Annotated in this window: 19 protein-coding genes; 8 read left to right on the top strand and 11 right to left on the bottom strand. The window is 60.6% G+C overall.

Annotated elements, in window-relative coordinates:
* Positions 1-38: 38 nt before the first annotated feature.
* Positions 39-4,289 carry a dermonecrotic toxin domain-containing protein gene (locus ACM6I6_RS26605; RefSeq protein ID WP_414920929.1) on the bottom strand — a complete coding sequence of 1,417 codons (4,251 nt, stop codon included), beginning with the start codon at positions 4,287-4,289 and terminating at the stop codon, positions 39-41.
* 191 nt (positions 4,290-4,480) lie between these two features.
* Here ACM6I6_RS26605 and ACM6I6_RS26600 point away from each other — a divergent pair, with 191 nt between their 5' ends.
* From ACM6I6_RS26600 to ACM6I6_RS26580, 5 genes are all read left to right on the top strand, one after another.
* The gene (locus ACM6I6_RS26600; protein WP_414920928.1) at positions 4,481-5,908 is read left to right on the top strand and encodes a di-heme oxidoredictase family protein; all 1,428 of its coding nucleotides are present in this window, start codon (positions 4,481-4,483) and stop codon (positions 5,906-5,908) included.
* Positions 5,909-5,934: 26 nt separating this feature from the next.
* Positions 5,935-6,999 carry an imelysin family protein gene (locus tag ACM6I6_RS26595; RefSeq protein ID WP_274074243.1) on the top strand — a complete coding sequence of 355 codons (1,065 nt, stop codon included), beginning with the start codon at positions 5,935-5,937 and terminating at the stop codon, positions 6,997-6,999.
* 14 nt (positions 7,000-7,013) lie between these two features.
* On the top strand, positions 7,014-8,114 hold the full coding sequence (locus ACM6I6_RS26590) for a DUF1513 domain-containing protein (protein ID WP_414920927.1): 1,101 nt from the start codon (positions 7,014-7,016) through the stop codon (positions 8,112-8,114).
* Between the two features lie 191 nt (positions 8,115-8,305).
* Complete coding sequence (locus ACM6I6_RS26585; protein ID WP_274074241.1) at positions 8,306-9,454, top strand: efflux RND transporter periplasmic adaptor subunit; 1,149 nt, start codon at positions 8,306-8,308, stop codon at positions 9,452-9,454.
* Between the two features lie 14 nt (positions 9,455-9,468).
* A complete protein-coding gene (locus ACM6I6_RS26580) occupies positions 9,469-12,495 on the top strand; it encodes a multidrug efflux RND transporter permease subunit (RefSeq protein WP_274074240.1) in 3,027 nt (1,008 codons plus the stop codon).
* A 145-nt stretch (positions 12,496-12,640) separates the two neighbouring features.
* On the opposite strand, the gene ACM6I6_RS26575 is transcribed toward ACM6I6_RS26580, so the two are convergent.
* From ACM6I6_RS26575 to colR, 5 genes are all read right to left on the bottom strand, one after another.
* Entirely contained in the window at positions 12,641-12,868 is a 228-nt protein-coding gene (locus tag ACM6I6_RS26575) for a hypothetical protein (RefSeq protein WP_081504798.1), read from the bottom strand.
* A gap of 2 nt (positions 12,869-12,870) precedes the next feature.
* Positions 12,871-13,584 carry a lipopolysaccharide kinase InaA family protein gene (locus tag ACM6I6_RS26570; RefSeq protein WP_274074239.1) on the bottom strand — a complete coding sequence of 238 codons (714 nt, stop codon included), beginning with the start codon at positions 13,582-13,584 and terminating at the stop codon, positions 12,871-12,873.
* Positions 13,585-13,587: 3 nt separating this feature from the next.
* Positions 13,588-14,256: a class I SAM-dependent methyltransferase gene (locus tag ACM6I6_RS26565; protein ID WP_274074379.1), complete on the bottom strand. Its 669-nt coding sequence runs from the start codon at positions 14,254-14,256 to the stop codon at positions 13,588-13,590.
* A gap of 136 nt (positions 14,257-14,392) precedes the next feature.
* A complete protein-coding gene (locus tag ACM6I6_RS26560; RefSeq protein ID WP_406591858.1) occupies positions 14,393-15,676 on the bottom strand; it encodes a sensor histidine kinase in 1,284 nt (427 codons plus the stop codon).
* Positions 15,666-16,349: a two-component system response regulator ColR gene (gene colR, locus ACM6I6_RS26555; RefSeq protein ID WP_053155177.1), complete on the bottom strand. Its 684-nt coding sequence runs from the start codon at positions 16,347-16,349 to the stop codon at positions 15,666-15,668. The genes ACM6I6_RS26560 and colR overlap by 11 nt, the downstream gene beginning before the upstream one ends.
* Before the next feature lie 219 nt (positions 16,350-16,568).
* Between colR and ACM6I6_RS26550 the strand changes: the two genes are divergently transcribed.
* Positions 16,569-17,306, top strand: a complete 738-nt coding sequence (locus ACM6I6_RS26550) for a phosphatase PAP2 family protein (protein ID WP_323606932.1) — start codon at positions 16,569-16,571, stop codon at positions 17,304-17,306.
* A gap of 163 nt (positions 17,307-17,469) precedes the next feature.
* On the opposite strand, the gene groL is transcribed toward ACM6I6_RS26550, so the two are convergent.
* The 4 genes from groL to ACM6I6_RS26530 all read right to left on the bottom strand — a co-directional run bounded on the left by groL (position 17,470) and on the right by ACM6I6_RS26530 (position 20,984).
* Positions 17,470-19,116: a chaperonin GroEL gene (groL, locus tag ACM6I6_RS26545; protein WP_274074236.1), complete on the bottom strand. Its 1,647-nt coding sequence runs from the start codon at positions 19,114-19,116 to the stop codon at positions 17,470-17,472.
* 49 nt (positions 19,117-19,165) lie between these two features.
* Positions 19,166-19,459: a co-chaperone GroES gene (locus tag ACM6I6_RS26540; protein WP_020799908.1), complete on the bottom strand. Its 294-nt coding sequence runs from the start codon at positions 19,457-19,459 to the stop codon at positions 19,166-19,168.
* Positions 19,460-19,709: 250 nt separating this feature from the next.
* Complete coding sequence (locus ACM6I6_RS26535; RefSeq protein ID WP_274074235.1) at positions 19,710-20,186, bottom strand: FxsA family protein; 477 nt, start codon at positions 20,184-20,186, stop codon at positions 19,710-19,712.
* A gap of 66 nt (positions 20,187-20,252) precedes the next feature.
* Positions 20,253-20,984: a HugZ family protein gene (locus ACM6I6_RS26530; protein WP_274074234.1), complete on the bottom strand. Its 732-nt coding sequence runs from the start codon at positions 20,982-20,984 to the stop codon at positions 20,253-20,255.
* A gap of 153 nt (positions 20,985-21,137) precedes the next feature.
* Between ACM6I6_RS26530 and ACM6I6_RS26525 the strand changes: the two genes are divergently transcribed.
* Entirely contained in the window at positions 21,138-21,896 is a 759-nt protein-coding gene (locus ACM6I6_RS26525) for an SDR family oxidoreductase (RefSeq protein ID WP_274074233.1), read from the top strand.
* 126 nt (positions 21,897-22,022) lie between these two features.
* Here the strand turns inward: ACM6I6_RS26525 and apbC are convergent, their stop codons facing one another.
* The gene (gene apbC / locus ACM6I6_RS26520; protein ID WP_406592745.1) at positions 22,023-23,117 is read right to left on the bottom strand and encodes an iron-sulfur cluster carrier protein ApbC; all 1,095 of its coding nucleotides are present in this window, start codon (positions 23,115-23,117) and stop codon (positions 22,023-22,025) included.
* Between the two features lie 153 nt (positions 23,118-23,270).
* Here apbC and metG point away from each other — a divergent pair, with 153 nt between their 5' ends.
* Positions 23,271-25,322, top strand: coding sequence for a methionine--tRNA ligase (metG, locus tag ACM6I6_RS26515; protein ID WP_414920926.1), 2,052 nt, complete (start codon positions 23,271-23,273; stop codon positions 25,320-25,322).
* Positions 25,323-25,495: the final 173 nt, after the last annotated feature.

Raw genomic sequence — 25,495 nt, 5'->3', positions numbered from 1 at the left:
CGACACGTTCGGGGCATTTTTTTGTCGCTTCGCTTGCCTCAGATGCGGAAAACGAAAATATTCACCGCGCCACCTTCCACCGGCTGCTGGATACCGCCGATCAATGTCACCAGGTTGTTGTCAGCTTGAGCTTGAACGAACAACGCACGGGTTGCAGGGTCCATCTGGTGAGTCCTTGGACCGACATAGCTGCCGCCCTCGACCACGTCCCCCACGACGCTGCGTAAGGTCAACCAATACAGCGTCTCACGCCCCGGACGCCGGAAAATCAGCTCGGACCCGGCACCGCCGGGGACCACCTGGTAGCGACTGCCGGTCAATCGCTCGGTCATCAATGTCCGTAGCGTACTTCCAGATCCGCTACTGAGCGCGTCATGCAACAGCACATCAACCCCTTCAGTGCTGAAATGCAGCCGACTGTAATAACCTGGAGGGCTGTTGAGCGTCCAGGACCCATCCAGTGCCCTCGGCGCTCTCGGCAGCATCGACAACGGATCACCCAATGACGCTCGGGTTGCCGAGGGCCCGAAACGCCAGTTCTGCAGGGTGCGCCGCATCGAAGTGATCCCCCAGCCGGTTGGCCCCGCTGGATTGGCCTGATTGAACAGGCGGTTGGCCACCTGCAACCGCGAATCCACGGTCAACGTCGCAAACCCATCCTCCACGTACGCAGCGATACTTTTCTCGAAAGGCAACTCGATCGGATGTACCCACCGGGACAGTGTCGTACTGAAGGTGGCCACTCTTGGCTGGCTGAACAGATCAGACCGCAGCAACTGCTCGAATTGCACAAAATTATTGATCTCGATGGCCGGGTCGTACATGAAAACCAGCCCCTCTCTCACGGTTCCCCCGGCAGGCAGGATCGGATAATAGCGCTCGTCGATCTTGACGTAGTCGCGCCCGACCAACGCCGGGTCGCCCGCCGTTCGTCGATAGATCCCCATTTGCGCGTTTTGCAACTGAAGCTGGGTCGCATCAATGACTTGCCCCCAATCGGCAAATTTCTCATTGGCTGGACGGGCCGGGCGCGACGGGGCGGGCGCCGGTCGACTCGGCCCTGGCGTCGGCTCAACGGGTGCCGGTCGAGTGGTGTCGGTAACCTCGCCGCCGCTCCATGAGCGCGAGAAATCCAGGCCTCTGAGGCGTAATTGCAAACGATGGGGAGAGATCGTCAGGTACGGGTCGAAAACACTCAGGTCCATCCCTCTGCGCAGGTGATCAACCAGACTCAATTCGAACTCGCTTTGACGTCCTCGCGGAAAAAGGAACGAGTCGAACACGCGCCTGGCCTGTGTTTCGTCAAGAAACGGTCGAACATCCCTGAGTGCTCTCTCGGTGACTCCGCCGCCCAACCCGGGCGCATCGTGATGAGTGCCGATTTCCCAGTGCCCCGCCGAATCCTGGCGAATCGGTGAGTAATGCCCCTGGATCGGTTTGCGAGCGTCCCTGACTCGCCAGGCGTCCTCGAAACCTTCATCGATGATCGAGTACCAGTGGTTTCGGTCATTGAGGAAATACTGCTTTGAACCATCGACTTTCGATGTTCTGTAGTGGATGCCCTTGCCCTCCCACCCCGGCAAGGGCAACAGCCCCTCGGGCTTTTTCCCTAGCGCCATTTCCGGGTTCAACCATCGCGCGCCTGGAGCGACCTTCAGCCCGCCACTGACATGCCGCGAGCCGACAAACCCATCGGCCAACGCACCGACAAACTCGCCCAATGCCCGGACGACGTGATGGGCCGCGGCGGTTCGGTCTCCCAGGCTCGCCGCTTCCACCACGTTGAAGACGGAATACAGGCTCCTGGCCAGGCCGATCGGCAAGGTCACCCGCACCGGCAATACCATCATCAGCACATCGAGCGCCGTGGTGGCAACGCTGATTCCAGTCTCGACGTTGGTTTGCTCGGTGGTGGTCACTTGAGCCGCTGCATCGTTGATCGCAAAATTGACCTCGGTTTCGTAGGCGTCCTCAAAGAGGTTGTTGGCAATCCTGGACATGTGAACCATTGAAAGGTCGCCCCGACCTCTCAACGTGGACCGGACATGGGGTTGGAACGCCCGCTCTACCCGCCCAACCAGATACTCCCGCCATTGACTGTCATGGGTGAAATCAAGCGTGAAGCGCTCAGCGACAAACTCATGAAACACCCGCCCGCCAGGCGCCTGGGGCGTATACGCCACAATTGAACCGCCGGCCGCGGACGTACGGAACAACAACACCCCGCGTACCCGCTGACCGCGCAGCTTCAAATGTTCTACCACCACCCGATGCCCCTCGACCTCGCGACGCTTATCGTCGTCGACCGGCGCATCGAGCACCGCCTGTACCCAGTTGAAACCACGTGCCAGCCGGTCCGGGTAAAAATCGCCATTGATCTTGGCTTCAATGGCGTCCAGGCGCAGCTGCCGTTCCATGACCCGGGCATAAGCTTGCTTGCGAACCGCCGCCTGCGGGGAAGTGATCAATGCGTCCTTCAAAAAAGCGTCGTAATTTTTACCGACGTTGAGCCTGCGGACCAGGTCCTTGACCTGCTCAAGGCTCAAGTCGTCAAACGTCTCGGCCGATTTCGCTGCCTGCATATCCTCGGGCTGCAAGGCTTCCTCGGGCTTGTCGCTGCCCTCGACCTTCAAGGTCATCCTGGAGAAATGGGTGAAGTTGAAATCCAGTCCACCGACATTTTCCAGGGCCAGCTCGGTCAACGTCCGCTTGCGGTGCTTGTACAGCGGCTCGCCGGGATCGCGGATGGTGGAGCCGGGCGCGCCGGGGGGAACGACAATCGGAGGGACTGATGGCTCCTTGCTGTGGACGATGATGTCGTCCGGATTGACCGTCAGGCCATACTCGCCCTCGAGGGCCGCGCGAAGTCGGCGATTGCTGTAGGCCAACAGGTCACGGCGGTTGCTGAACTGGGTTAATGACGGAAACCCTTCGGGCTCGGACAGGTTGGCCAGTTCCTCGCCATAACTGGCCGTTGCTGTGGCCCAGGCATTTTTGTCGGTTTCGTCGGCATCCTGCAGAAAGGCCGCCAACCGGGCCCGGCAGCGCTTTTTGATCCGCGCCCACAAGACCTGCTCGACATCAAAGGCCCTGCGCAAATCGGTCACCCGGTCAAATCCGCAGGGCAGGTCCGCCTTATCGATGTGCGCCCCCGTATCCTGGTACCTGTCAACGGTCGAGGCGAGGTTTTCGCGAATCAGCAGGCACTGCGATTCAATGCCATGGCTGAAGGGAGAGTCCAGACGCTCAAGGTAGTGCACCCGATCGCGTTCAGGGGCAGCACGATGCAAGGCCAGGCCGCGGGCCTGGTCCTTGTCGGCCACCAAGGCCAGCAACGTCGTGAACTCGGCGCCATGGCTCAATCTTCGATGCAGTTCGCGGTCAAGGCTGGCCAACGAGTCGAACGCCTCAAGACCCATGGCGGGGACAAACAATAACACCTGGCCCACATTGGCTGTCGGCGCAACGGGACGAATCGTCGGGGCAGCGTCCTTGGTATCCCACTTCACCTCCGAGTCTTGCGGGTCCCGTGCGGTCAGGATGAACGCACCATGCAGCGGGATATGGGCTGCCTCATCGTCCGTGAGGGCCAGCCCATACACACAAGGACGATAACTTTTTAAAATCTGCCGAGCCTGGGCGGTCGGGTAGCGCAACACTTTGCCAAACAGCGCCTCATCGGTGGCGTCGAGCAGGCCATCACCCTTGAGCAAGGCGACTTCGGCTTTCAGCGCCTCGGTTCGAGTCTCGATCAACCATTGCTTGCGGGTTCGCGAATCGGTCGGGCCCACGGCGCCAGCCCAGTATTCATCCAGGTACTGTCCATAGTTCGCCAGCAACCCGCCGGCCAGGTCATCGAGAAATGTATCGAACGCCCCGGGCGTGAGCGCGGTCAGGAGCGTCGCTTCCCCGCCCGCTTCGGGTACTCGATAGAAGCGGGCCTTGCGACTGGTAAAGTCCGCCGCTTGCCCGGTGACGATACGTTGCACCACCGCGTCCATCAGGCTGGACGACATCGACTGGATATCGAACGTGTCGTCCGGCTCCCCGGTGGACGCGTCGTCGGTTTCGAGACACTCGATAAAGCTGCGCAGCAGATCCAGCGACGGCGTCAGATCAGGGAACGCCTTGTCGAAGTGCTGTTGCACGAAAGCATGGAAGGCAGGTTGGCCCTGGAACAGCTCTGCGGTCTGGATACTCAGTGCCGACAACTTCCTGCTCTGGGTGATTTGCAAGGAATTGTCCCGGACGGCAGGTAACGCTGCCAGGGATGAAGGTTCATGCAGCATGGCGAATCTCTTCTGTGGGTAAACAGCCCCCATCGTGCCCCTGGGAGAACCCCCTGGTGCGTTACATATGTATTGGGTGCGTCAGGCCTGGGTCTATGTCCCAAATCAGGCAAACGATAATTCCTCTTATTCAAAACCCCCTGCCCTGTTAGACTTTGCGCCCTTGTTTTGCTCGTCTTGCAGGATGTCTGATGCCCTCGCTGCCTCTTCGCTTGTCCGCACTGTTGCTGGCCCTGTGCCTGAGTGCCTGCGATGACGCCCCGAAGTTCACCCAGGCCGAACCCGGTGAAGCCCGCTCCGGCGGCAGCACGACCGTGCGCAAGACCGACCAGAACGCCTTTTCGCTGCCCTCCGCCAACCTGCCGCCGTCACGGCGCGTGGACTTCAGCGTCGGCAACAGTTTCTTTCGCAGCCCCTGGGTGATCGCGCCATCGACCACCACCGCCCGCGACGGCCTCGGCCCGCTGTTCAATACCAATGCCTGCCAGGGCTGCCATATCAAGGACGGCCGCGGTCACCCGCCGCCCGCCGATGCGTCGAATGCCGTGTCTATGCTGGTACGCCTGTCGATTCCTGACGCCCCGGCCTACGCCAAGGTCATCGAGCAGCAGGGCGTCGTACCGGAGCCGGTCTATGGCGGGCAGTTCCAGGACATGGCCGTGCCTGGCGTCACCCCGGAAGGCAAGGTGCGGGTCGAGTACACGCCGGTGCCGATTCGCTTCAAGGACGGCACCGAAGTCCAATTGCGCAAACCGAGCCTGAACATTACCCAACTGAACTACGGCCCGATGCACCCCGACACGCGATTCTCGGCCCGGGTGGCGCCGCCGATGATTGGCCTGGGCTTGCTGGAGGCCATCCCGGAAGAGGCGATCCTGGCCAATGCCCAAGCGCAGGCAAAGGCCAATAACGGCATTGCCGGGCGTCCGAACCGGGTCTGGGATGACGTGCAGCAGAAAACCGTGCTCGGGCGATTTGGCTGGAAAGCCGGGCAACCGAACCTCAATCAACAAAATGTGCATGCGTTTTCCGGTGACATGGGCCTCACGACCAGCCTTCGCCCCTTTGACGACTGCACCGACGCGCAAACCGCCTGCAAACAGGCACCAAGCGGCAACGGCCTAAATGGCGAGCCTGAAGTCAGCGACAACATCCTGCGCCTGGTGCTGTTCTATACCCGCAACCTCGCCGTGCCGGCGCGTCGCGATGTCGGCACGCCCCAGGTGCTGGCCGGCAAAAACCTGTTCTACCAGGCCGGCTGCCAGTCCTGTCACACCCCGAAGTACACCACCGCCGCCAACGCCGCCGAACCTGAACTGGCCAATCAAGTGATTCGCCCCTACAGCGATCTGCTGCTGCACGACATGGGCGAAGGCCTGGCCGACAACCGCACCGAGTTCCAGGCCAGTGGCCGCGATTGGCGCACCCCGCCGTTGTGGGGCATTGGCCTGACGCAGGCGGTCAGTGGCCACACCCAGTTCCTGCATGACGGCCGCGCCCGCAACCTGCTTGAAGCCGTGCTCTGGCATGGCGGCGAGGCAACAGCGGCGCAGCAACAGGTTTTGACTTTCAATGCCGAGCAGCGCGCTGCGTTGCTGGCGTTCCTGAATTCCCTTTAATACGCATCTTCCAGCGGGAGCCCGACATGTTCCGTCCCAAATTGTTGTTCACCAGCCTTGCCGCACTCGCCCTGGGCGCCTGCTCGCCGCAGGACCCGCAGGCCGTCACCTCGGCAGCGATCGCCAAGTCGGTGATCCTGCCGACCTACACCCGCTGGGTTGAAGCCGACCGCCAGTTGGCCGTCAGCGCCCTCGCCTATTGCGAAGGCAAGGAAAACCTCGAAACCGCCCGTGCCGACTTCCTGCACGCGCAAAAAGCCTGGGCCGAGCTGCAACCGCTGCTGATTGGTCCATTGGCCGAGGGCAACCGTGCCTGGCAAGTGCAGTTCTGGCCGGACAAGAAGAACCTGGTCGGTCGTCAGGTCGAACAACTGGTCACCGCGCAACCACAGATCGATGCCGCGGCGCTGGCCAAGTCCAGCGTCGTGGTGCAAGGCCTGTCGGCCTACGAATACATCCTGTTCGACAGCAAGCCTGATGTGGCCAACGCCGAGCAGAAGGCCAAGTACTGCCCGCTGCTGATCGCCATTGGCGAGCGCCAGAAACAGCTGGCCGAAGAGATCCTCAAGAGCTGGAACAACACCGACGGCATGCTCGCGCAGATGAGCAAGTTCCCGAACCAGCGCTACGCCGACTCCCACGAAGCGATCGCCGATCTGCTGCGTGTGCAGGTGACCGCCCTCGATACCTTGAAGAAAAAGCTCGGCACGCCGATGGGCCGCCAGAGCAAAGGCGTGCCGCAGCCGTTCCAGGCCGATGCGTGGCGTAGCCAGTCGTCCCTGAGCGCCCTGGAGGCCAGCCTCGCCGCCGCCAAAACGGTGTGGGAAGGTGTCGACAACAAAGGCCTGCGCGGCCTGTTGCCGAGCGATCAAAAGCCATTGGCCGACAAGATCGACGCGGCCTACGCCGCCTCGTTGAAACTGTTCGCCAGCAGCCAGCGCTCGCTGACCGAAATGCTCGACGACGACGCCGGTCGCCAGCAACTCAATGATCTCTACGACAGCCTGAACGTCGTCCACCGCCTGCACGAAGGCGAGCTGGCCAAGGCGCTGGGCATCCAACTGGGCTTCAACGCCAACGACGGTGACTGATGAGGGCAAGTTCCATGCTGCGACGCCAGGCGCTGAAGTTAGGGAGTTTGCTGCTGGGTGCGGTGACACTGGGCGGCTGGACGCTGTCCAGGCACAAGGATGAAAGCCCGCTGCTGCTCTCGGCGCGGGACGATACCGACGGCAAGCACTACGCCGTCGGTTACCGACTGGACGGCACCCGGGTGTTTGCCACCCAGGTCGGCCAGCGCTGCCACGACATCATCAACCACCCGGCGCTGCCGATCGCGCTGTTCGTTGCCCGGCGTCCGGGCACCGAGAGCTACCTGATCGACCTGCGAGACGGCACGCTGCTGCAAACCGTGACGTCGCAGCCGAACCGGCACTTCTACGGACATGCGGTGATTCACCACAGTGGTGACTGGCTGTACGCCACAGAAAACGACACCACTGATCCGGGTCGCGGCCTGCTTGGTGTCTACAAGTTCGAAGGCGAACGCCTGGTCCACAGCGGCGAGATCTCCACCCACGGCATCGGCCCGCATCAAGTGTCGTGGATGCCCGATGGCGAGACCCTGGTGGTGGCCAACGGCGGCATCCGCACCGAAGCCGAAAGCCGGGTCGAGATGAACCTCAATGCCATGGAGCCCAGCCTGGTGCTGATGCAGCGCGACGGCACCCTGCTGAGCAAGGAAACCCTCGGCCAGCAGATGAACAGCGTGCGTCACCTGGGCATCGCCAGCGACGGCACCATCGTTGCCGGCCAGCAATTCATGGGAGCGGCTCACGAGCACTCGGAGCTGCTGGCGATCAAGCGTCCCGGCCAGCCGTTCGTGGCGTTCCCGGTGCCTGAGCATCAATTGCAGGCCATGGGGCACTACACCGCCAGCGTCGCGGTGCACAGCGACTTGCGCCTGGTCGCCTTGACCGCACCCCGGGGCAATCGCTTTTTCATCTGGGACCTGGACAGCGGCGAAGTGCGCCTGGATGCGCCACTGCCCGATTGCGCCGGGGTGGGTGCGGTGGCCGACGGGTTTGTCGTGACCTCGGGCCAGGGCCGTTGCCGTTACTACGATTGCCGCCAGGAAAACCTGCTGGCAAAACCGCTGGAGCTGCCTGCGGGGCTCTGGGACAACCATCTTCACTTGATGGCTTGATGGAGATCCTGTAGGAGCCGGCTTGCCGGCGAAGGCGCCCCAAAGATCGCTGCAAATCCAGCGACCCCTTCGCCGGCAAGCCGGCTCCTACAGATGGGGGGAAGCCCCAAAAAACATCCATTGGAATCACCTGCGGAGTCGGGGTAAGGTTCCCCACTGTCTCACCTGATTTTCTCCAAGGAACTGGAAATATGCTGCGTCGCCGCATGCTGATCATGTTGGGTGTTGTTCTGTTGGTCGTGCTGGTCCTGGCCGGTTACAAAGCCTTCTCCATCTACACGATGATCCAAGGCTTCTCCGCGCCCAAACCGCCGATCAGCGTCGCCGTGGCCACGGCAACCGAACGGCCATGGCAGGCCCGCCTGCCCACGGTCGGCACGCTCAAGGCGCTGCAAGGCGTGGACCTGAGCCTGGAGACCGACGGCACGGTCGTCGATCTGCAGTTCGAGTCCGGGCAGAAGGTCAAGGCCGGTCAACCGCTGCTGCGCCTGGACAGCGCCGTGGAAACCGCCTTGCTCGAAACCGCCCAGGCCGACCTCGGGTTGGCCCAACTCGATTACGGTCGCGGCAGCCAGCTGGTGGGCAGCCAGGCCATTTCCAAAGGCGAGTTCGATCGCCTGTCGGCGGTACAGAAAAAGAGCAAGGCCACGGTCAATCAACTCAAGGCGGCGCTCGGCAAAAAAAGCATCGTCGCCCCCTTCAGCGGGACCATCGGCATTCGCCAGGTGGACGTTGGCGACTATCTGGCCAGTGGCACCATGATTGCCACCCTGCAAGACCTCAGCAGTCTCTACGTCGACTTTTTCGTGCCCGAGCAGTCGGTGCCGAAGGTCGCCATCGGCCAGCCGGTGGAAATCATCGTCGCGGCCTACCCTTCCCTGACCTTCCCCGGCACCATCAGTGCGATCAACCCGAAACTGGAAAACAGCACGCGCAACATGCAGGTCCGCGCGACCCTGGCCAACCCCGATGGCAAGCTGCTGCCCGGCATGTTCGCCAGCCTGCAGGTGATGTTGCCCAACCCGCAACCGAGCATCGTCGTGCCGGAAAGCGCGATCACCTACACGCTCTATGGCAACTCACTTTATGTGGTCGCAGAGAAAAAGGCCGAAGACGGCAGCCTCGAAAAGGACGACAAGGGCCAGCCGGTCCTGATCGCTGAACGGCGCTTCATCGAAACCGGTGAACGCCGCGACGGCCAGGTGGTGATCACCAAAGGTGTGAAGAACGGCGAAAAAGTGGTCACGGCCGGCCAGATCAAACTGGACAACGGTGCGCACATCGCCATCAGCGACGACAAGACCCTGGCCGAGAAGAACAGTCAGCCTCGCGCGGACTGATCAAGGAACCCCCAATGGCTTTTACCGACCCGTTCATCCGTCGCCCGGTGCTCGCCACCGTGGTCAGCCTGCTGATTGTGCTGCTGGGCTTCCAGGCCTGGAGCAAGTTGCCGCTGCGCCAATACCCGCAAATGGAAAATGCCCTGATCACGGTCACCACCGCGTACCCCGGGGCCAACGCCGAAACCATCCAGGGCTATATCACCCAACCGCTGCAACAGAGCCTGGCCAGCGCCGAGGGTATCGACTACATGACCTCGGTCAGTCGCCAGAACTTCTCGGTGATCTCGATTTATGCGCGCATCGGCGCCAACAGCGACCGCTTGTTCACCGAACTGCTGGCCAAGGCCAACGAGGTCAAGAACCAGCTGCCCCAGGATGCCGAAGACCCGGTGCTGAGCAAGGAAGCCGCCGACGCCTCGGCGCTGATGTACATCAGTTTCTTCAGCAAGGAACTGAGCAACCCGCAGATTACCGACTACCTGTCGCGAGTCATCCAGCCGAAACTGGCGACGCTGCCGGGCATGGCCGAAGCCGAGATCCTCGGCAACCAGGTATTCGCCATGCGCCTGTGGCTGGACCCGGTGAAGCTGGCCGGTTTTGGCCTGAGCGCCAGCGACGTGACCAACGCGGTACGCCAGTACAACTTCCTTTCCGCCGCCGGCGAAGTGAAAGGCGAGTACGTGGTCACCAGCATCAACGCCAACACCGAACTCAAATCCGCCGAAGCCTTCGCCGCGATCCCGCTCAAGGTCGACGGTGACAGTCGTGTGCTGCTAAGCGATGTCGCGCGGGTCGAGATGGGCGCGGAGAACTACGACACCATCAGCTCCTTCGGCGGTACGCCCTCGGTGTACATCGGCATCAAGGCCACGCCCGCGGCCAACCCGCTGGACGTGATCAAGGAAGTGCGCAAGCTGATGCCGGAACTGGAGGCCCAGCTGCCACCCAACCTCAAGGGGGAAATTGCCTACGACGCCACGCTGTTCATCCAGGCGTCGATCGACGAGGTGGTGAAGACCCTGTTCGAAGCAGTGCTGATCGTGATCGTGGTGGTGTTCCTGTTCCTCGGTGCGTTGCGCTCGGTGGTGATCCCGGTGGTCACCATTCCGCTGTCGATGATCGGCGTGATGTTCTTCATGCAGATGATGGGTTACTCCCTGAACCTGCTGACCCTGCTGGCGATGGTGCTGGCCATCGGCCTGGTGGTGGACGACGCCATCGTGGTGGTGGAAAACATCCACCGTCACATCGAGGAAGGCAAGACACCGCTGGACGCCGCCATCGAGGGCGCCCGGGAGATCGCCATGCCGGTAGTCTCGATGACCATCACCCTGGCGGCGGTGTATGCGCCGATCGGCTTCCTCACGGGCCTGACGGGAGCCTTGTTCAAGGAGTTCGCCCTGACCCTGGCCGGTGCGGTGGTGATCTCCGGCATCGTCGCCCTGACCCTGTCACCGATGATGTGCGCCCTGCTGCTGCGCCACGATGAAAACCCCACGGGCCTGGCCCACCGCCTGGACATGATTTTCGAACGCCTCAAGCGCCGTTACCAGAAAATGCTCCACGGCACCCTCAACACCCGGCCAGTGGTGCTGGTGTTCGCGGTGATCGTGCTGTGCCTGATTCCGGTGCTGCTCAAGTTCACCAAGTCGGAACTGGCACCGGATGAGGACCAGGGCATCATTTTCATGCTGGCCAACGCTCCCCAACCGACCAACCTCGACTACCTGAACACCTACACCGACGAGTTCATCGAGATCTTCAAGGCGTTTCCCGAGTACTACTCATCGTTCCAGATCAACGGCTTCAACGGTGTGCAATCGGGCATCGGCGGTTTCCTGCTCAAGCCCTGGAACGACCGCAGCCGCACGCAGATGGAGATCCTGCCCGAGGTCCAGGCCAAACTGGAAAGCATTTCCGGGTTGCAGGTTTTCGGCTTCAACCTGCCCTCCCTGCCGGGCACCGGCGAGGGTCTGCCGTTCCAGTTCGTCATCAACACCGCCAACGATTACGAGTTGCTGCTGCAGGTGGTCGACCGAGTGAAAAAACGCGCGATGGAGTCCGGCAAATTCGCTTTCGTCGACGTCGACCTGGCCTTCGACAAGCCGGAAGTGGTGGTGGACATCGATCGTGCCAAAGCGGCCCAGATGGGTGTGTCGATGCAGGACCTGGGCGGGACACTCGCGACCTTGCTGGGTGAGGCGGAAATCAACCGATTCACCGTTGATGGGCGCAGCTACAAAGTCATTGCCCAGGTCGAACGGCCCTTCCGCGATAACCCTGACTGGCTGAACAATTACTACGTGAAGAACACCCAGGGCGAACTGCTCGCCCTCTCGACCCTGATCAGCGTGACCGACCGGGCGCGGCCGCGGCAACTGAACCAGTTCCAGCAACTCAACTCGGCGATCCTGTCCGGGGTACCGCTGGTGAGCATGGGTGAAGCCATCGACGCCGTGCGCCAGATCGCCCGGGAAGAAGCGCCGGCAGGCTTTGCCTTCGACTATGCCGGCGCATCGCGGCAATACGTCCAGGAAGGCAGTGCGCTATGGGTCACCTTCGCCCTGGCATTGGCGATCATTTTCCTGGTGCTCGCAGCTCAGTTCGAAAGCTTCCGCGACCCGCTGGTGATCCTGGTGACCGTACCGCTGTCGATCTGCGGCGCATTGCTGCCGCTGTTCCTCGGCTGGTCGAGCATGAACATCTATACCCAGGTCGGGTTGGTGACGTTGATCGGCCTGATCAGCAAGCACGGGATCCTGATCGTCGAGTTCGCCAACCAGTTGCGCAAGGACAAGGGCCTGACGCCCCGCGAAGCGGTGGAGGAAGCCGCGTCCATTCGTCTGCGTCCGGTATTGATGACCACGGCGGCGATGGTGTTTGGCATGGTGCCCTTGATCATCGCCACGGGGGCGGGCGCGGTGAGCCGGTTCGACATCGGTACGGTGATCGCCACGGGGATGTCGATCGGTACGTTGTTTACCCTGTTTGTGTTGCCGTGCGTGTACACGCTGCTGGCCAGACCCGATAAACCTTAAAATCAAAAGATCGCAGCCTTCGGCAGCTCCTACAGGGTGTACGCCGATCCCCTGTAGGAGCTGCCGAAGGCTGCGATCTTTTGATGTTGCCGTTAAACAAAAGGCCTCGCATTTAGCGAGGCCTTTTATTTGGGCTTCAATCTGTTCAACTTTGCGGCCTCAGTCCTTGAGAAAGTCCGAACATGAACAGCAACAGATCATGATCGGGTTGAGTGGCCACGGATGCCTTGGCAACTCGTGGCAACGGACAGTGCGCATCACTGTGTACTGAACTGAGGACTTGCGTGCGGGGCTGCTCCCATGCCGCCACCGCGAGTGAAGCAACTGCCAAGGCTCCTACCAGAAACAAACCTCGCGCAACTTCAAGTTTCATTTCTATAAACCTTTGATAGCGCTGCCAAACGCCGTCTCATAAAAATAGACGAGTTTCTTCCAGTCCGTCGTGCTGAATGACGAGTGGCGGCGCAGCTGCTTCATGTCATGGGCAGCCGCCTGGCGGGCGCTCAAGCGCTGCCGGCACTTCTCCAGATCGATCAAGGCAACCTCGACTTTGGCCGCCTCGCCCTCACCGGTGACGCGAACAAATACGTGCTTGATATAGATGCAGCTGTGTTGCCAACGCCCCTTGTGCATGCGCGCCAGATTATCGGCCAGGTCCTTGAGCACGCGATCGTGCACAGCCTCGCCATGGCGCTCGCGTCCACCACCTTCGTACCACTTCTCGATTTCCTCGAAGCCGTCCAGGGACTTGGTCACCAGCAATGCGCGCCATTTGTGCACGGGATCGCGTTGTGCTTCACAGAAAACGATTTCCGGAACTCGAACATTGAGTAGGCGAAGGCCGGTGAGTGCATCACGCTCACGCAACACCGTCGGCCGTCCGAAAGGGTGCAAGAGCCCCCGATGGATATGGCCGGTCTGGCGTTTTACGTAGAGCAACTGCCCATCACTGCCCATCAGGCGCTGCACGCCACTCTCACCACCGCGCCGGACGTTGGGCTCTTCCACCCATTCTCCGCGCTGATTCCAGAAGAAATCGAATCGGTCCTGGGAGGCCAGGCCCGATCCTGCTGCACACTGCTCTGCCATCTGTTACCTCTTGCGCAATACGTAAACTCGCCACATGGCATAGAGCGGCAAAAAGTCGATACGTTCCTGAATACGGAAACCTGCCTGCTCAAATTCTTTTTCTACGACAGCTGCCGGTAACACAAATCGATTTTGGTAACCTTCCTGCCCACGGGTTCTCTCCGCACGCTTGCGTTTCCAGGCTTTGAAATTGCCGTCGACCCATAGCGAGAGGATGACGCTGTCGCGGCTGACGCGCTCGAACTCGCGCAAGATCGCCAGTCGATGCTCGGCTTCACCGATGTGGTGGAGCAAACGCATGCAGAAAATACTGTCGACGGCGTTATCCGGCAACGCGATGTCGAACGCAGACGTCTGCAAGGGTTGTACCCGTTTCACCACTTCAGCCGGCTGCGACTGTGTAGCGATCTTGATCATGGAATCGGAGTTGTCGGCACCGATGATCACGCGGTTGGGTTTTTCCGCCAGCATCGGCCAGAAACGCCCCGCGCCGCAGGGCAGATCGAGGACCAGGCCCGGCTCGCCAACCAACGCCAGCGCCTTGCGCGCCATTTGCACGTCGCGCCAGTGGGACAAGCGGCGGCCAACGCCATCCTTATGCTTTTGCAGGTAACGTTGGGCGTGTTGATCGTCGTACTTGTTGGAAAAATCCAGTTTGATCGGGCCATCCACCATCTTCAATCTCTCCTGAGCTTCTGATGCCGACCACCTTAGGTAGCGATGTGTCAGTTTCAGGTCATGCAATTGTGAAAAATTTGTCATGTACAACCCAGAATCATTTCAAGGTTTTACAATTCAGCGATACCGATCAATTCACATTCGATGTATTGAACTGGACCTGAAAACGACAGCCATTGGGTTCCATGGTCGTCAGGATGACGCTCCAGCCCTGGTTTTCACAGATCCTTTGTACTAACGATAGCCCAAGACCCAAGCCCTCTCCGCGTTTCTCGTTACCCCGCACGAAAGGTTCGAACATCGCTTCGCGTTTTTCCTCGGGAATGCCCACACCACTGTCCTCGACCATGAACCCCGTGGGCATCAGGCTCAGGCGGATAAACCCACGGTCGGTGTAATGCAGCGCGTTACGCAACAGGTTGCCCATCACCGCCTGCAGGAGCGTCGCGTTGTAACGCGTCGTGTGTGGGCTTCCCCAGTCGACGATCAGCTTGAGACCTTTGGTCTCGATCGGCTCGCGCCACAGGCTGATCAACCCGTCGGCCACTTCGCCCAACGTCTGCTGCGCAGACATGCCGGCATCTTCGCGCTGAGTGCGAGCCAGCATCAGGAAGGTTTGTACCAGCTCGCGCATTTCTTCACTGGCGCGGGCAATTCGCTCGACCTGAGCGCGGCCGCGCTGATCGATGCCGGGGTTTTCCAACAGCAACTCGCAGGAACTGGCCAGCACCATCAAGGGTGTGCGCAGTTCATGGCTGACGTCGCTGGTGAACATGCGCTCGCGGGTCAGCGCCTGGCGCAAACGGCCGAGGGTCGCGTCGAAGGCCACGGCCAGTTCACCCACCTCATCCGCCGCATAATCAGGCGCCAGCGGCGGCGCCAGGCCCAGCAACTGATCGCGATGACGTACCTGGCGCGCCAGCCTGACCACCGGCGCCATCACCTTGCGTGCCAGTACCCAGCCGAGGAACACCGCCAGCGCCAGACTCAACACGAACCCCACCAATACCACGGCAAACAGCACCCGCTCGCGTTCTTCGAAGTCACTCTGGTCTTGCAACAGGACATAGCGCCGGCCATCGACGATCTCGACCATCGCGTGGTACGACAGCTGCTCGCGGAAGACTTCGTGAAACCCCGAGTCCAGGTGGCGCAAATCCTTGGGCAACTCGAAATCGCCCGGCCCGCCGCTGAAATAGAACAGTTGGTCCGGTTCCGGGCGGTGGCTCCAGTCCGAAACGTTGTCCATCAGCAACAGGCGCTGCAAATCGCCGCCCAGGCCCGCCGAGATCAGTTTTTCTTCCACCAGGTGCACGGTGAAGACGATACCCATGGCAAAGGCGCCCGCCACCAGTGCGCTCATCAGCGCAAAGGCAATGATGATCCGTTGCGAAAGGCTCTGTTTAAACTCCATCACGCCCCTCGGCCAGGCGGTAACCCACACCGTGCACGGTTTGCAGCAGCGGTTTGGCGAACGGCTTGTCGATCACCTGGCGCAATTGATGGACGTGGCTGCGCAGGCTGTCGCTGTCCGGGCAGTCATCGCCCCACAGGGCCTCTTCGAGAATTTCCCGGCGCAGTACATGCGGGCTTTTCTGCATCAGTACCGCCAGCAACTTCAGGCCCACCGGATTGAGCTTGAGCAAGCGGCCTTCACGGGTGACTTCCAGGGTGTCGAGGTCATAACTCAGGTCGCCGACCTGCAAGGTCCGGCGACCGCCCCCCTGGGTGCGACGCATGACCGCTTCGACCCGCGCCGCCAGTTCGGACAAGGCGAAAGGTTTGATCAGGTAATCGTCGGCACCGGACTTGAAGCCCTGTAGCCGGTCGTCCAGTTGATCGCGAGCGGTGAGCATGATCACTGGAGTGTCGCGGCGGGCATCTTCGCGCAGGCGTTTGCACAGCGTGTAACCGTCGATGCCAGGCAACATGATGTCGAGCACGATCAAGTCGTAATGCTCGGTGGCTGCCAGATGCAGGCCCGACAAGCCGTCCTGTGCGCAATCCACGGTATAGCCCTTGAGTCCCAGGTAATCGGCCAGATTGGCCAGGATATCGCGGTTGTCTTCAACCAATAAAATTCGCATGGGCATCTTCTCCGTACACAGTGACGGCCGTCTTGGCCCGCGCAGCTTAAGGCCAAGTAAGCCTCAGGGCCAGGGTTGTGTGCAGGCGTTTGCCTGGCGAAATGACCGGCTCGAGCCTCAACGTTTTTTTCACTATCGGTTCACAGGTTGACGACAGGATAGAGCGCAGACTCCGCGCGGCTGCGTACTCAAGAACATTCCACTGACCAAGGATTTGCCATGGTTTCGATCTCTGCACGCCCCGCTTCCCGACCGCTCAACTTCTGGGTGTGCCTGGGTGTTCCCGCCATTGCAGCCATCATTCTGGTATTACTCGAACTGACGACCCTGGACATGGACCTGGCCAGGCTGTTCTACGACCCGGTCGCCGGGGATTTCATCGGGCGGCACAGTTATTTCCTGGAAACCGTCCTGCACGACCGGGCCAAGCAACTGGTCATCGCCTTTTCGGTGCTGGCAATCTTCGGCTTTGCCGGTTCATTCTTCATGACCCGGCTCAAACCGTTCAAGCGGGAATTGGGCTGCCTGGTGCTGTCCCTGGGGCTGGCGACGTCCTTCGTCACCCCGATGAAAGCGGTAACGGCGGTGCAATGCCCGTGGAGCCTCGAGCAGTTCGGCGGCCACGAGACCTACAGCGAATTGTTGAGCCCGCGTCCGGCCACGGAGAAACCGGGTCGTTGCTGGCCTGGCGGTCACGCCGCGACCGGTTTCACCCTGTTTGCGCTGTTTTTCGTGTTGCGTGATCGCCGTCCACGCATGGCACGTGCGGCACTGGTTTTCGCCTTTGCCCTGGGTTCGGTGTTTTCCATCGGCCGGATGCTGCAGGGGGCACACTTTTTCTCGCACAACGTGTGGACGGCGGTGTTTTGCTGGCTGATTTGCCTGGGGTCTTATTACTGGATTCTGTATAAGCCTGCTTCGAGGGTTGAGCCCGTGGTCAATGTTCAAACGGCCTGAGCCTGAACGAAGATCAAAAGATCGCAGCCTGCGGCAGCTCCTACAGGGGGAACGCATTTCCATGTAGGAGCTGCCGCAGGCTGCGATCTTTTGATCCGGGCAATAATAAAAAACCCCGCCTGCTTTCGCAGGCGGGGTTTTTTACTACAGGGGTAAGGCTGGCTTACATCATGCCGCCCATGCCGCCCATACCGCCCATGTCTGGCATGCCGCCGCCAGCACCGCTGTCTTTCTTCGGTGCATCAGCTACCGCAGCTTCGGTGGTCAGGATCAGACCGCCGATCGACGATGCAGCTTGCAGCGCGGAACGGGTGACCTTGGTAGGATCCAGGATACCCATTTCGATCATGTCGCCGTATTCGCCAGTCGCAGCGTTGTAACCGAAGTTACCTTTGCCGTTCTTGACTTCGTTGACCACAACGCTTGGCTCGTCACCGCTGTTGGCAGCGATCTGACGCAGCGGTGCTTCAATGGCACGGCGCAGAACAGCGATACCTACGTCCTGATCAGCGTTGTCGCCTTTCAGATCGTTCAGGGTTTGCAGAGCGCGGATCAGCGCAACGCCACCGCCAGGTACCACGCCTTCTTCAACGGCTGCACGGGTAGCGTGCAGGGCGTCTTCAACGCGGGCTTTCTTCTCTTTCATTTCAACTTCGGAACCAGCGCCAACCTTGATCACCGCAACGCCGCCGGACAGCTTGGCCAGACGCTCTTGCAGTTTTTCACGGTCGTAGTCCGAGGAAGTCTCGGCAACCTGGGCACGGATCTGGTTGATACGTGCTTCGATGTCGCCTTGAACGCCAGCACCGTCAACGATGATGGTGTTTTCCTTGGACAGGGTCACGCGCTTGGCGTTACCCAGGTGCTCAAGGGTAGTGCTTTCCAGGCTCAGGCCGATCTCTTCGGAGATCACGGTACCGCCGGTCAGAACGGCGATGTCCTGCAGCATGGCCTTGCGACGGTCGCCGAAGCCCGGCGCCTTGACGGCTGCGACTTTGACGATGCCACGCATGTTGTTCACAACCAGAGTCGCCAGGGCTTCGCCTTCAACGTCTTCGGCCACGATCAGCAGTGGACGGCCGGCTTTGGCAACGGCTTCCAGCACTGGCAGCATTTCGCGGATGTTCGAGATCTTCTTGTCGACCAGCAGGATCAGCGGGCCGTCCAGCTCAGCGACCATGGTCTCTGGCTTGTTGACGAAGTACGGGGACAGGTAGCCACGGTCGAACTGCATGCCTTCAACAACCGACAGTTCGTTTTCCAGGCCCGAGCCTTCTTCAACGGTGATCACGCCTTCTTTACCGACTTTTTCCATGGCTTCGGCAATGATGTCGCCGATGGAGTTGTCGGAGTTGGCGGAGATGGTACCTACCTGAGCGATAGCCTTGGTGTCAGCGCATGGCTTGGACAGGGCCTTCAGCTCTTTGACGATCGCGATGGTCGCTTTGTCGATACCGCGCTTCAGGTCCATCGGGTTCATGCCGGCAGCAACGGCTTTCAGGCCTTCGTTGACGATCGATTGAGCCAGAACGGTAGCGGTGGTGGTGCCGTCGCCTGCGTCATCGTTGGCACGGGAGGCAACGTCTTTGACCAGCTGCGCGCCCATGTTTTCGAAACGGTCTTCCAGTTCGATTTCTTTGGCTACGGAAACGCCGTCCTTGGTGATGGTCGGAGCGCCGAAGCTCTTCTCGATGATCACGTTACGGCCTTTCGGGCCCAGGGTCGCTTTTACCGCGTCAGCCAGGACGTTGACGCCTTTGAGCATTTTCTTGCGGGCGGAATCGCCAAACAGAACTTCTTTAGCAGCCATGATCGATATTCCTTAAATACTTTGTAGTAACGGGAAAATGAGCGGGTAATCAGCCTTCGACAACAGCGAGGATTTCGTTCTCGCTCATTACCAGCAGGTCTTCGCCGTCGACTTTCACTGTGTTGCTGCCGGAGTAAGGACCGAACACAACCTTGTCGCCCACTTTCACGGACAGTGCACGCACTTCACCGTTTTCCAGTACGCGGCCGGTGCCGACAGCGAGGATTTCGCCGCTGTTGGCTTTTTCAGCAGCCGAACCTGGCAGGACGATACCGCCAGCGGTTTTCTTTTCTTCTTCGCTGCGACGGATGACGACGCGGTCATGCAGAGGACGAAGCTTCATTGTCGATCTCTCCTAATTGTGGTTTTCATCGGCCGGTGTAGTCCCGGCGGGTTTAACAAAGTCCGGCGGTGCCGGGTGCGGTTCGTCGAGCGAACCGCGGAAGTCTGTCTGGCGTGCTCGCCAGAAACCTTGCGGTGACCGTTACATAAGGGCGTACAAGCTGATTACAAGGGCGGGGATCGAAAAATTTTTTACGCCGATCTCCCGAAAACGAACACGGCACCCGAAGGTGCCGTGTGCAGGTGACGTATCACTTGGTATCGCGGTGTTCGAACTCGCCTTCGATCACATTGGGCTCGCGACCGAGCGGCTCGCGGGGTGCGGGACCGCCACGGGGCGCAAGATCATCGGCGAACGCACGCTGGCGGATCGCTTGTTCCTCGGCACGCTGGCGCATTTTATTGGCCAGCAGGCGACGGCTGACCGGCAGCAACATGACCAGGCCGATCACGTCGCTGATGAATCCCGGAAGGATCAACAGGCCCCCGGCCAAAGCCAGCATCAGGCCCTCGAGCATGGTCTGGGCCGGCAGCTCGCCGCGGTTCAGGCTTTCACGGGCACGCAGCGCCGTGGCCAGCCCGGCGACGCGCAACACGAACACACCGAACATCGAGCCGAGAATGATCAGCAGCAGGGCCGGGAAAAACCCGATTGCCCCTGCCACCTTGACGAATATGAACAGCTCCAACACCGGGAACAGCAGAAAGAGCAACAAAAAAGGGCGCATCAAATGGTTCCTCAACGCAAGAATGCCTTGCCAGTAATCCTTAGATGACGTCGCCGTTTCGTGAATTCAAGCGTCGGCCACTGCATTTTTCGGCCAATGTTCGGCGTGAGCCAGGAAAACCAAGGCTTCGCGAACTTGTGTCGGCGTATTACAAGGCGCTTGGAACGGCAACCAATGCAGCCCTTGACCGATCAGCAGGTGCATACCTTCGCTGTCGATGCCCACCAGCCTGGCTGGCGAGGTATTCGGCAGGCCGGCCAGTTCGACGTAATGCGCGATGGCCTTGGCGTGATCGGCGTTCATGTGCTCGATCATGCTCAGCTCGGCCTTGCCGGCAAAGGGGTTGGCCAGGGTCAGCTCGTTGACCCAGTGAATCGCGCCGAAGCCGCCGATGTAGCGATGACGCACCGGCGTGAGCACCCAGAAATCGAAATCGTGGGCCTTGTGATAACTCTGCGAATCCGGGAAATAGCGGTAGTAACGTTCGGCAGCGGCTTCGATGGCTGCCTCGTCTTCGATCTGTTGCGCCTCGGCCAGGTACGTCAGGCGACCAACGGCCTGGACATCTTCAGCGCCTCGCTCGCCCACGAACAGCGAGCATTTTGGATCCTTTTGCAGGTTGTGGGTGTGCTGGGCGATGCGGCTGATAAGGATCAGCGGCCGGCCGAGCTCGTCCAGGCAGTACGGAACCACGGAGCCGAACGGGAAACCGGGCATCGATTTGGAGTGTGTCGAGAGCACCCCACGGTATTCCTTGAGGAGCAATTCTCGTGCATTCTTAGCCGCTTCAACGCTCAATTTATGACTCCTTATTAAGAATCCGTCGTAAAAACGGATCAGCTACTGGCACAGGTACCAGTTGACCATTGGGGGCAGTTCTCATGTGCCAAGGTAGGCGTGATGGAGAAGATGCCTTATGAAAAAACACCCAAACCTACCGGGGCATTACGAATGCAACTCACTGACAAAGTAATCATTATCACTGGCGGTTGCCAGGGTTTAGGCCGCTCCATGGCCGAGTATTTCGCCGCCAGGGGCGCGAAGCTGGCGCTGGTGGACCTGAACCAGGAAAAACTCGACGACGCCGTTGCCGCCTGCAAGGCCAAGGGTGTCGAAGCCCGCGCCTACCTGTGCAATGTGGCCAATGAAGAGCAAGTAAGCCACATGGTCGCTCAGGTCGCTGACGACTTCGGCGCGATCCATGGCCTGATCAACAACGCCGGTATTTTGCGTGACGGCCTGCTGCTCAAGGTCAAGGATGGCGAAATGACCAAGATGAGCCTGGCCCAGTGGCAGGCGGTCATCGACGTCAACCTGACTGGCGTATTCCTGTGCACACGTGAAGTCGCGGCGAAAATGGTCGAGCTGGACAACAGCGGCGCGATTATCAATATCTCGTCGATTTCCCGCGCCGGCAACGTCGGCCAGACCAACTACTCCGCCGCCAAGGCCGGTGTCGCTGCGGCGACGGTGACCTGGGCCAAGGAACTGGCGCGCTACGGCATTCGCGTGGCCGGCATTGCACCGGGCTTCATCGAAACCGAAATGACCCTGAGCATGAAACCTGAAGCGCTGGAGAAGATGACGTCGGGGATTCCGCTCAAGCGCATGGGCAAGCCGGAAGAAATCGCCCAATCGGCGGCTTACATCTTCGAGAACGACTATTACACCGGTCGGATTCTGGAGCTGGATGGCGGGTTGCGGATTTAAAGCCCCCATCGACCAATGTGGGAGCCAGCCTGCTGGCGATTGCGGTGGTTCAGCCAACATATTTGTTGAATGTGAATTCGCTATCGCTAGCAGGCTAGCTCCCACAGTTGATTGTGTGTCAGGCCATCAATCGTCGCTGATGCTGATGTTCGGCATCGCCGGCGTCAACGCCTCCTGCAACACGATCCGTGCGCCGACATGGCGCGCCAGCTCCTGGTAAACCAGGGCGATCGGGCTGTCAGGCTCGGCGATCACCGTTGGCTTGCCGCCATCGGCCTGCTCGCGGATGGCCATTGCCAGCGGCAACGAAGCCAGTAGCTCGACGCCATACTGATTGGCCAGCTTCACCCCGCCGCCCTCGCCGAACAGATGTTCGGCATGCCCGCAGTTCGAGCAGATGTGCACGGCCATGTTTTCCACCACGCCCAGCACCGGGATGTTGACCTTGCGGAACATCTCCACGCCCTTGCGTGCGTCCAGCAGTGCCAGGTCCTGGGGGGTGGTCACGATCACCGCACCGGCCACCGGGACTTTCTGTGCCAGGGTCAGCTGGATATCCCCGGTGCCTGGCGGCATGTCGATGACCAGGTAATCCAGGTCGCCCCACGCGGTCTGCGTCACCAGTTGCAGCAAGGCGCCAGAGACCATCGGCCCGCGCCAGACCATCGGCGTGTTGTCGTCGGTGAGGAACGCCATGGACATCACTTCGACGCCGTGGGACTGGATCGGCACGAACCATTTCTGATCCTTGATCTGCGGCCGGGTACCCTCGGCGATGCCGAACATGATGCCCTGGCTCGGACCATAGATGTCCGCATCGAGAATGCCGACCTTGGCCCCTTCGCGGGCCAGGGCCAAGGCCAGGTTGGCGGCGGTGGTGGACTTGCCCACGCCGCCTTTGCCGGACGCCACGGCCACGACGTTCTTGACGTTGGCCAGACCCGGGATCTGTGCCTGGGCCTTGTGCGCGGCGATCACACTGGTGATGTCGACGCGGGCAGTGCTGACACCGTCGAGGCCTTCAATGGCCATTTGCAGCATCTGCGCCCAACCACTCTTGAACAAACCGGCGGCATAGCCCAGTTCCAGCTGCACGCTGACGCGGTCGCCCTGGATCTCGATATTGCGCACGCACCCGGCGCTGACCGGATCCTGGTTCAGGTAGGGGTCGGTGTATTGGCGAAGGACGGCTTCCACCGCTGCGCGATTGACGGCGCTCATGGGCAACTCCGAAAACAGGACTGGGAATAGATGGCGGGTATCCTACCCCTTCTGTCTTCCGGACGGCATGCCCGGCAACGATTTGCAGGGGTGAAATATCTTTGCCGGCGCTTTATAGTGGCCGACCTCCGTTTCATCAAGTAGCCGAGCCCCATGTCCGAGCCACGCAAGATCCTCGTCACCAGCGCCCTGCCCTATGCCAATGGTTCGATTCACCTCGGCCATATGCTGGAGTACATCCAGACCGATATGTGGGTGCGCTTCCAGAAGCACCGCGGCAACCAATGCATTTATGTCTGCGCCGACGACGCCCACGGTTCGGCGATCATGCTGCGCGCGGAAAAGGAAGGCATCACCCCGGAACAACTGATCGCCAACGTCCAGGCTGAACACAGCGCCGACTTTGCCGAGTTCCTGGTGGAGTTCGACAACTTCCACTCCACTCACGCCGAAGAAAACCGTGAGCTGTCGAGCCAGATCTACCTCAAGCTGCGCGACGCCGGGCACATCGCCCAACGCTCGATCACGCAGTATTTCGACCCGGAAAAGAAAATGTTCCTGGCCGACCGCTTCATCAAGGGCACCTGCCCGAAATGCGGCACTGAAGACCAGTACGGCGACAACTGCGAAAAATGCGGCGCGACCTACGCACCGACCGACCTGAAGGATCCGAAGTCGGCAATCTCCGGCGCCACCCCGGTGCTCAAGGATTCCCAGCACTTCTTCTTCAAGCTGCCGGACTTCCAGGAAATGCTGCAGGCCTGGACCCGCAGCGGCACCCTGCAGGACGCCGTGGCGAACAAGATCGCCGAATGGCTGGATGCCGGCCTGCAACAGTGGGACATCTCCCGCGATGCGCCGTACTTCGGCTTCGAGATCCCTGACGAGCCGGGCAAGTACTTCTACGTCTGGCTGGATGCACCAATCGGCTACATGGCCAGCTTCAAGAACCTTTGCGACCGTACGCCGGAGCTGGACTTCGACGCGTTCTGGGGCAAGGACTCGACCGCCGAGCTGTACCACTTCATCGGCAAGGACATCGTCAACTTCCACGCCCTGTTCTGGCCAGCGATGCTCGAAGGCGCGGGTTACCGCAAGCCGACCGGCATCAACGTGCACGGCTACCTGACCGTCAACGGCCAGAAAATGTCCAAGTCCCGTGGCACCTTCATCAAGGCCCGGACCTACCTCGACCACCTGTCGCCGGAATACCTGCGCTATTACTACGCGGCCAAGCTGAGCCGTGGCGTCGACGACCTCGACCTGAACCTCGAAGATTTCGTGCAGAAGGTCAACTCCGACCTGGTCGGCAAAGTCGTCAACATCGCCAGCCGTTGCGCCGGGTTCATCAACAAGGGCAATGCCGGCGTGATGGTCGAGACCAACGCCGCGCCGGAGCTGACCGAAGCCTTCCTGGCCGCCGCGCCAAGCATCGCCGACGCCTATGAAGCCCGCGACTTCGCCCGCGCCATGCGCGAGATCATGGGCCTGGCCGACCGCGCCAACGCCTGGATCGCCGACAAGGCACCGTGGTCGCTGAACAAGCAGGAAGGCAAGCAGGAAGAAGTCCAGGCCATCTGCGCCACCGGCGTCAACCTGTTCCGTCAGCTGGTGATCTTCCTCAAGCCGGTACTGCCGCTGCTGGCCGCCGATGCCGAGGCGTTCCTCAATGTTGCGCCACTGACCTGGAACGATCACGCGACCTTGCTCGCCAACCATCAGTTGAACGAGTTCAAGCCGTTGATGACCCGTATCGACCCGGTCAAAGTGCAAGCCATGACCGACGCCTCGAAAGAAGACCTGACCGCCAGCCAGACCGACACCGGCGAAGCCACGCCAGCCGGTAATGGCGAGCTGGCCAAGGATCCGCTGTCGCCGGAAATCGAGTTCGACACCTTTGCCGCGGTTGACCTGCGCGTCGCCCTGATCGTCAAGGCCGAACACGTGGAAGGTGCCGACAAGCTGCTGCGCCTGACCCTGGACATCGGTGACGAGCAACGCAACGTCTTCTCCGGCATCAAGAGCGCCTACCCGGACCCGTCCAAGCTCGATGGTCGCCTGACCATGATGATTGCCAACCTCAAGCCACGGAAAATGAAGTTCGGCATTTCCGAAGGCATGGTGATGGCAGCCGGTCCTGGCGGTGAAGAAATCTACCTGCTCAGCCCTGACAGCGGCGCCAAGCCTGGTCAGCGGATCAAGTAAGGCACTGCGGTAAACCGATCCCACAGTCGTGCCTGGCGCGACTGTGGGATTTTCATGTCTGGCCCATACTATTACTGAACTCGGGCATTACTTGTAGGAGCTGCCGCAGGCTGCGATCTTTTGAATTTGCTTTGAAAAAGATCAAAGATCGCAGCCTGCGGCAGCTCCTACAG

The sequence above is a fragment of the Pseudomonas sp. IT-P218 genome (assembly GCF_949767605.1).
In the GTDB taxonomy this organism is placed as follows: Bacteria; Pseudomonadota; Gammaproteobacteria; order Pseudomonadales; family Pseudomonadaceae; genus Aquipseudomonas; species Aquipseudomonas putida_AE.
This window is presented reverse-complemented; position numbering and strand designations above follow the sequence as displayed.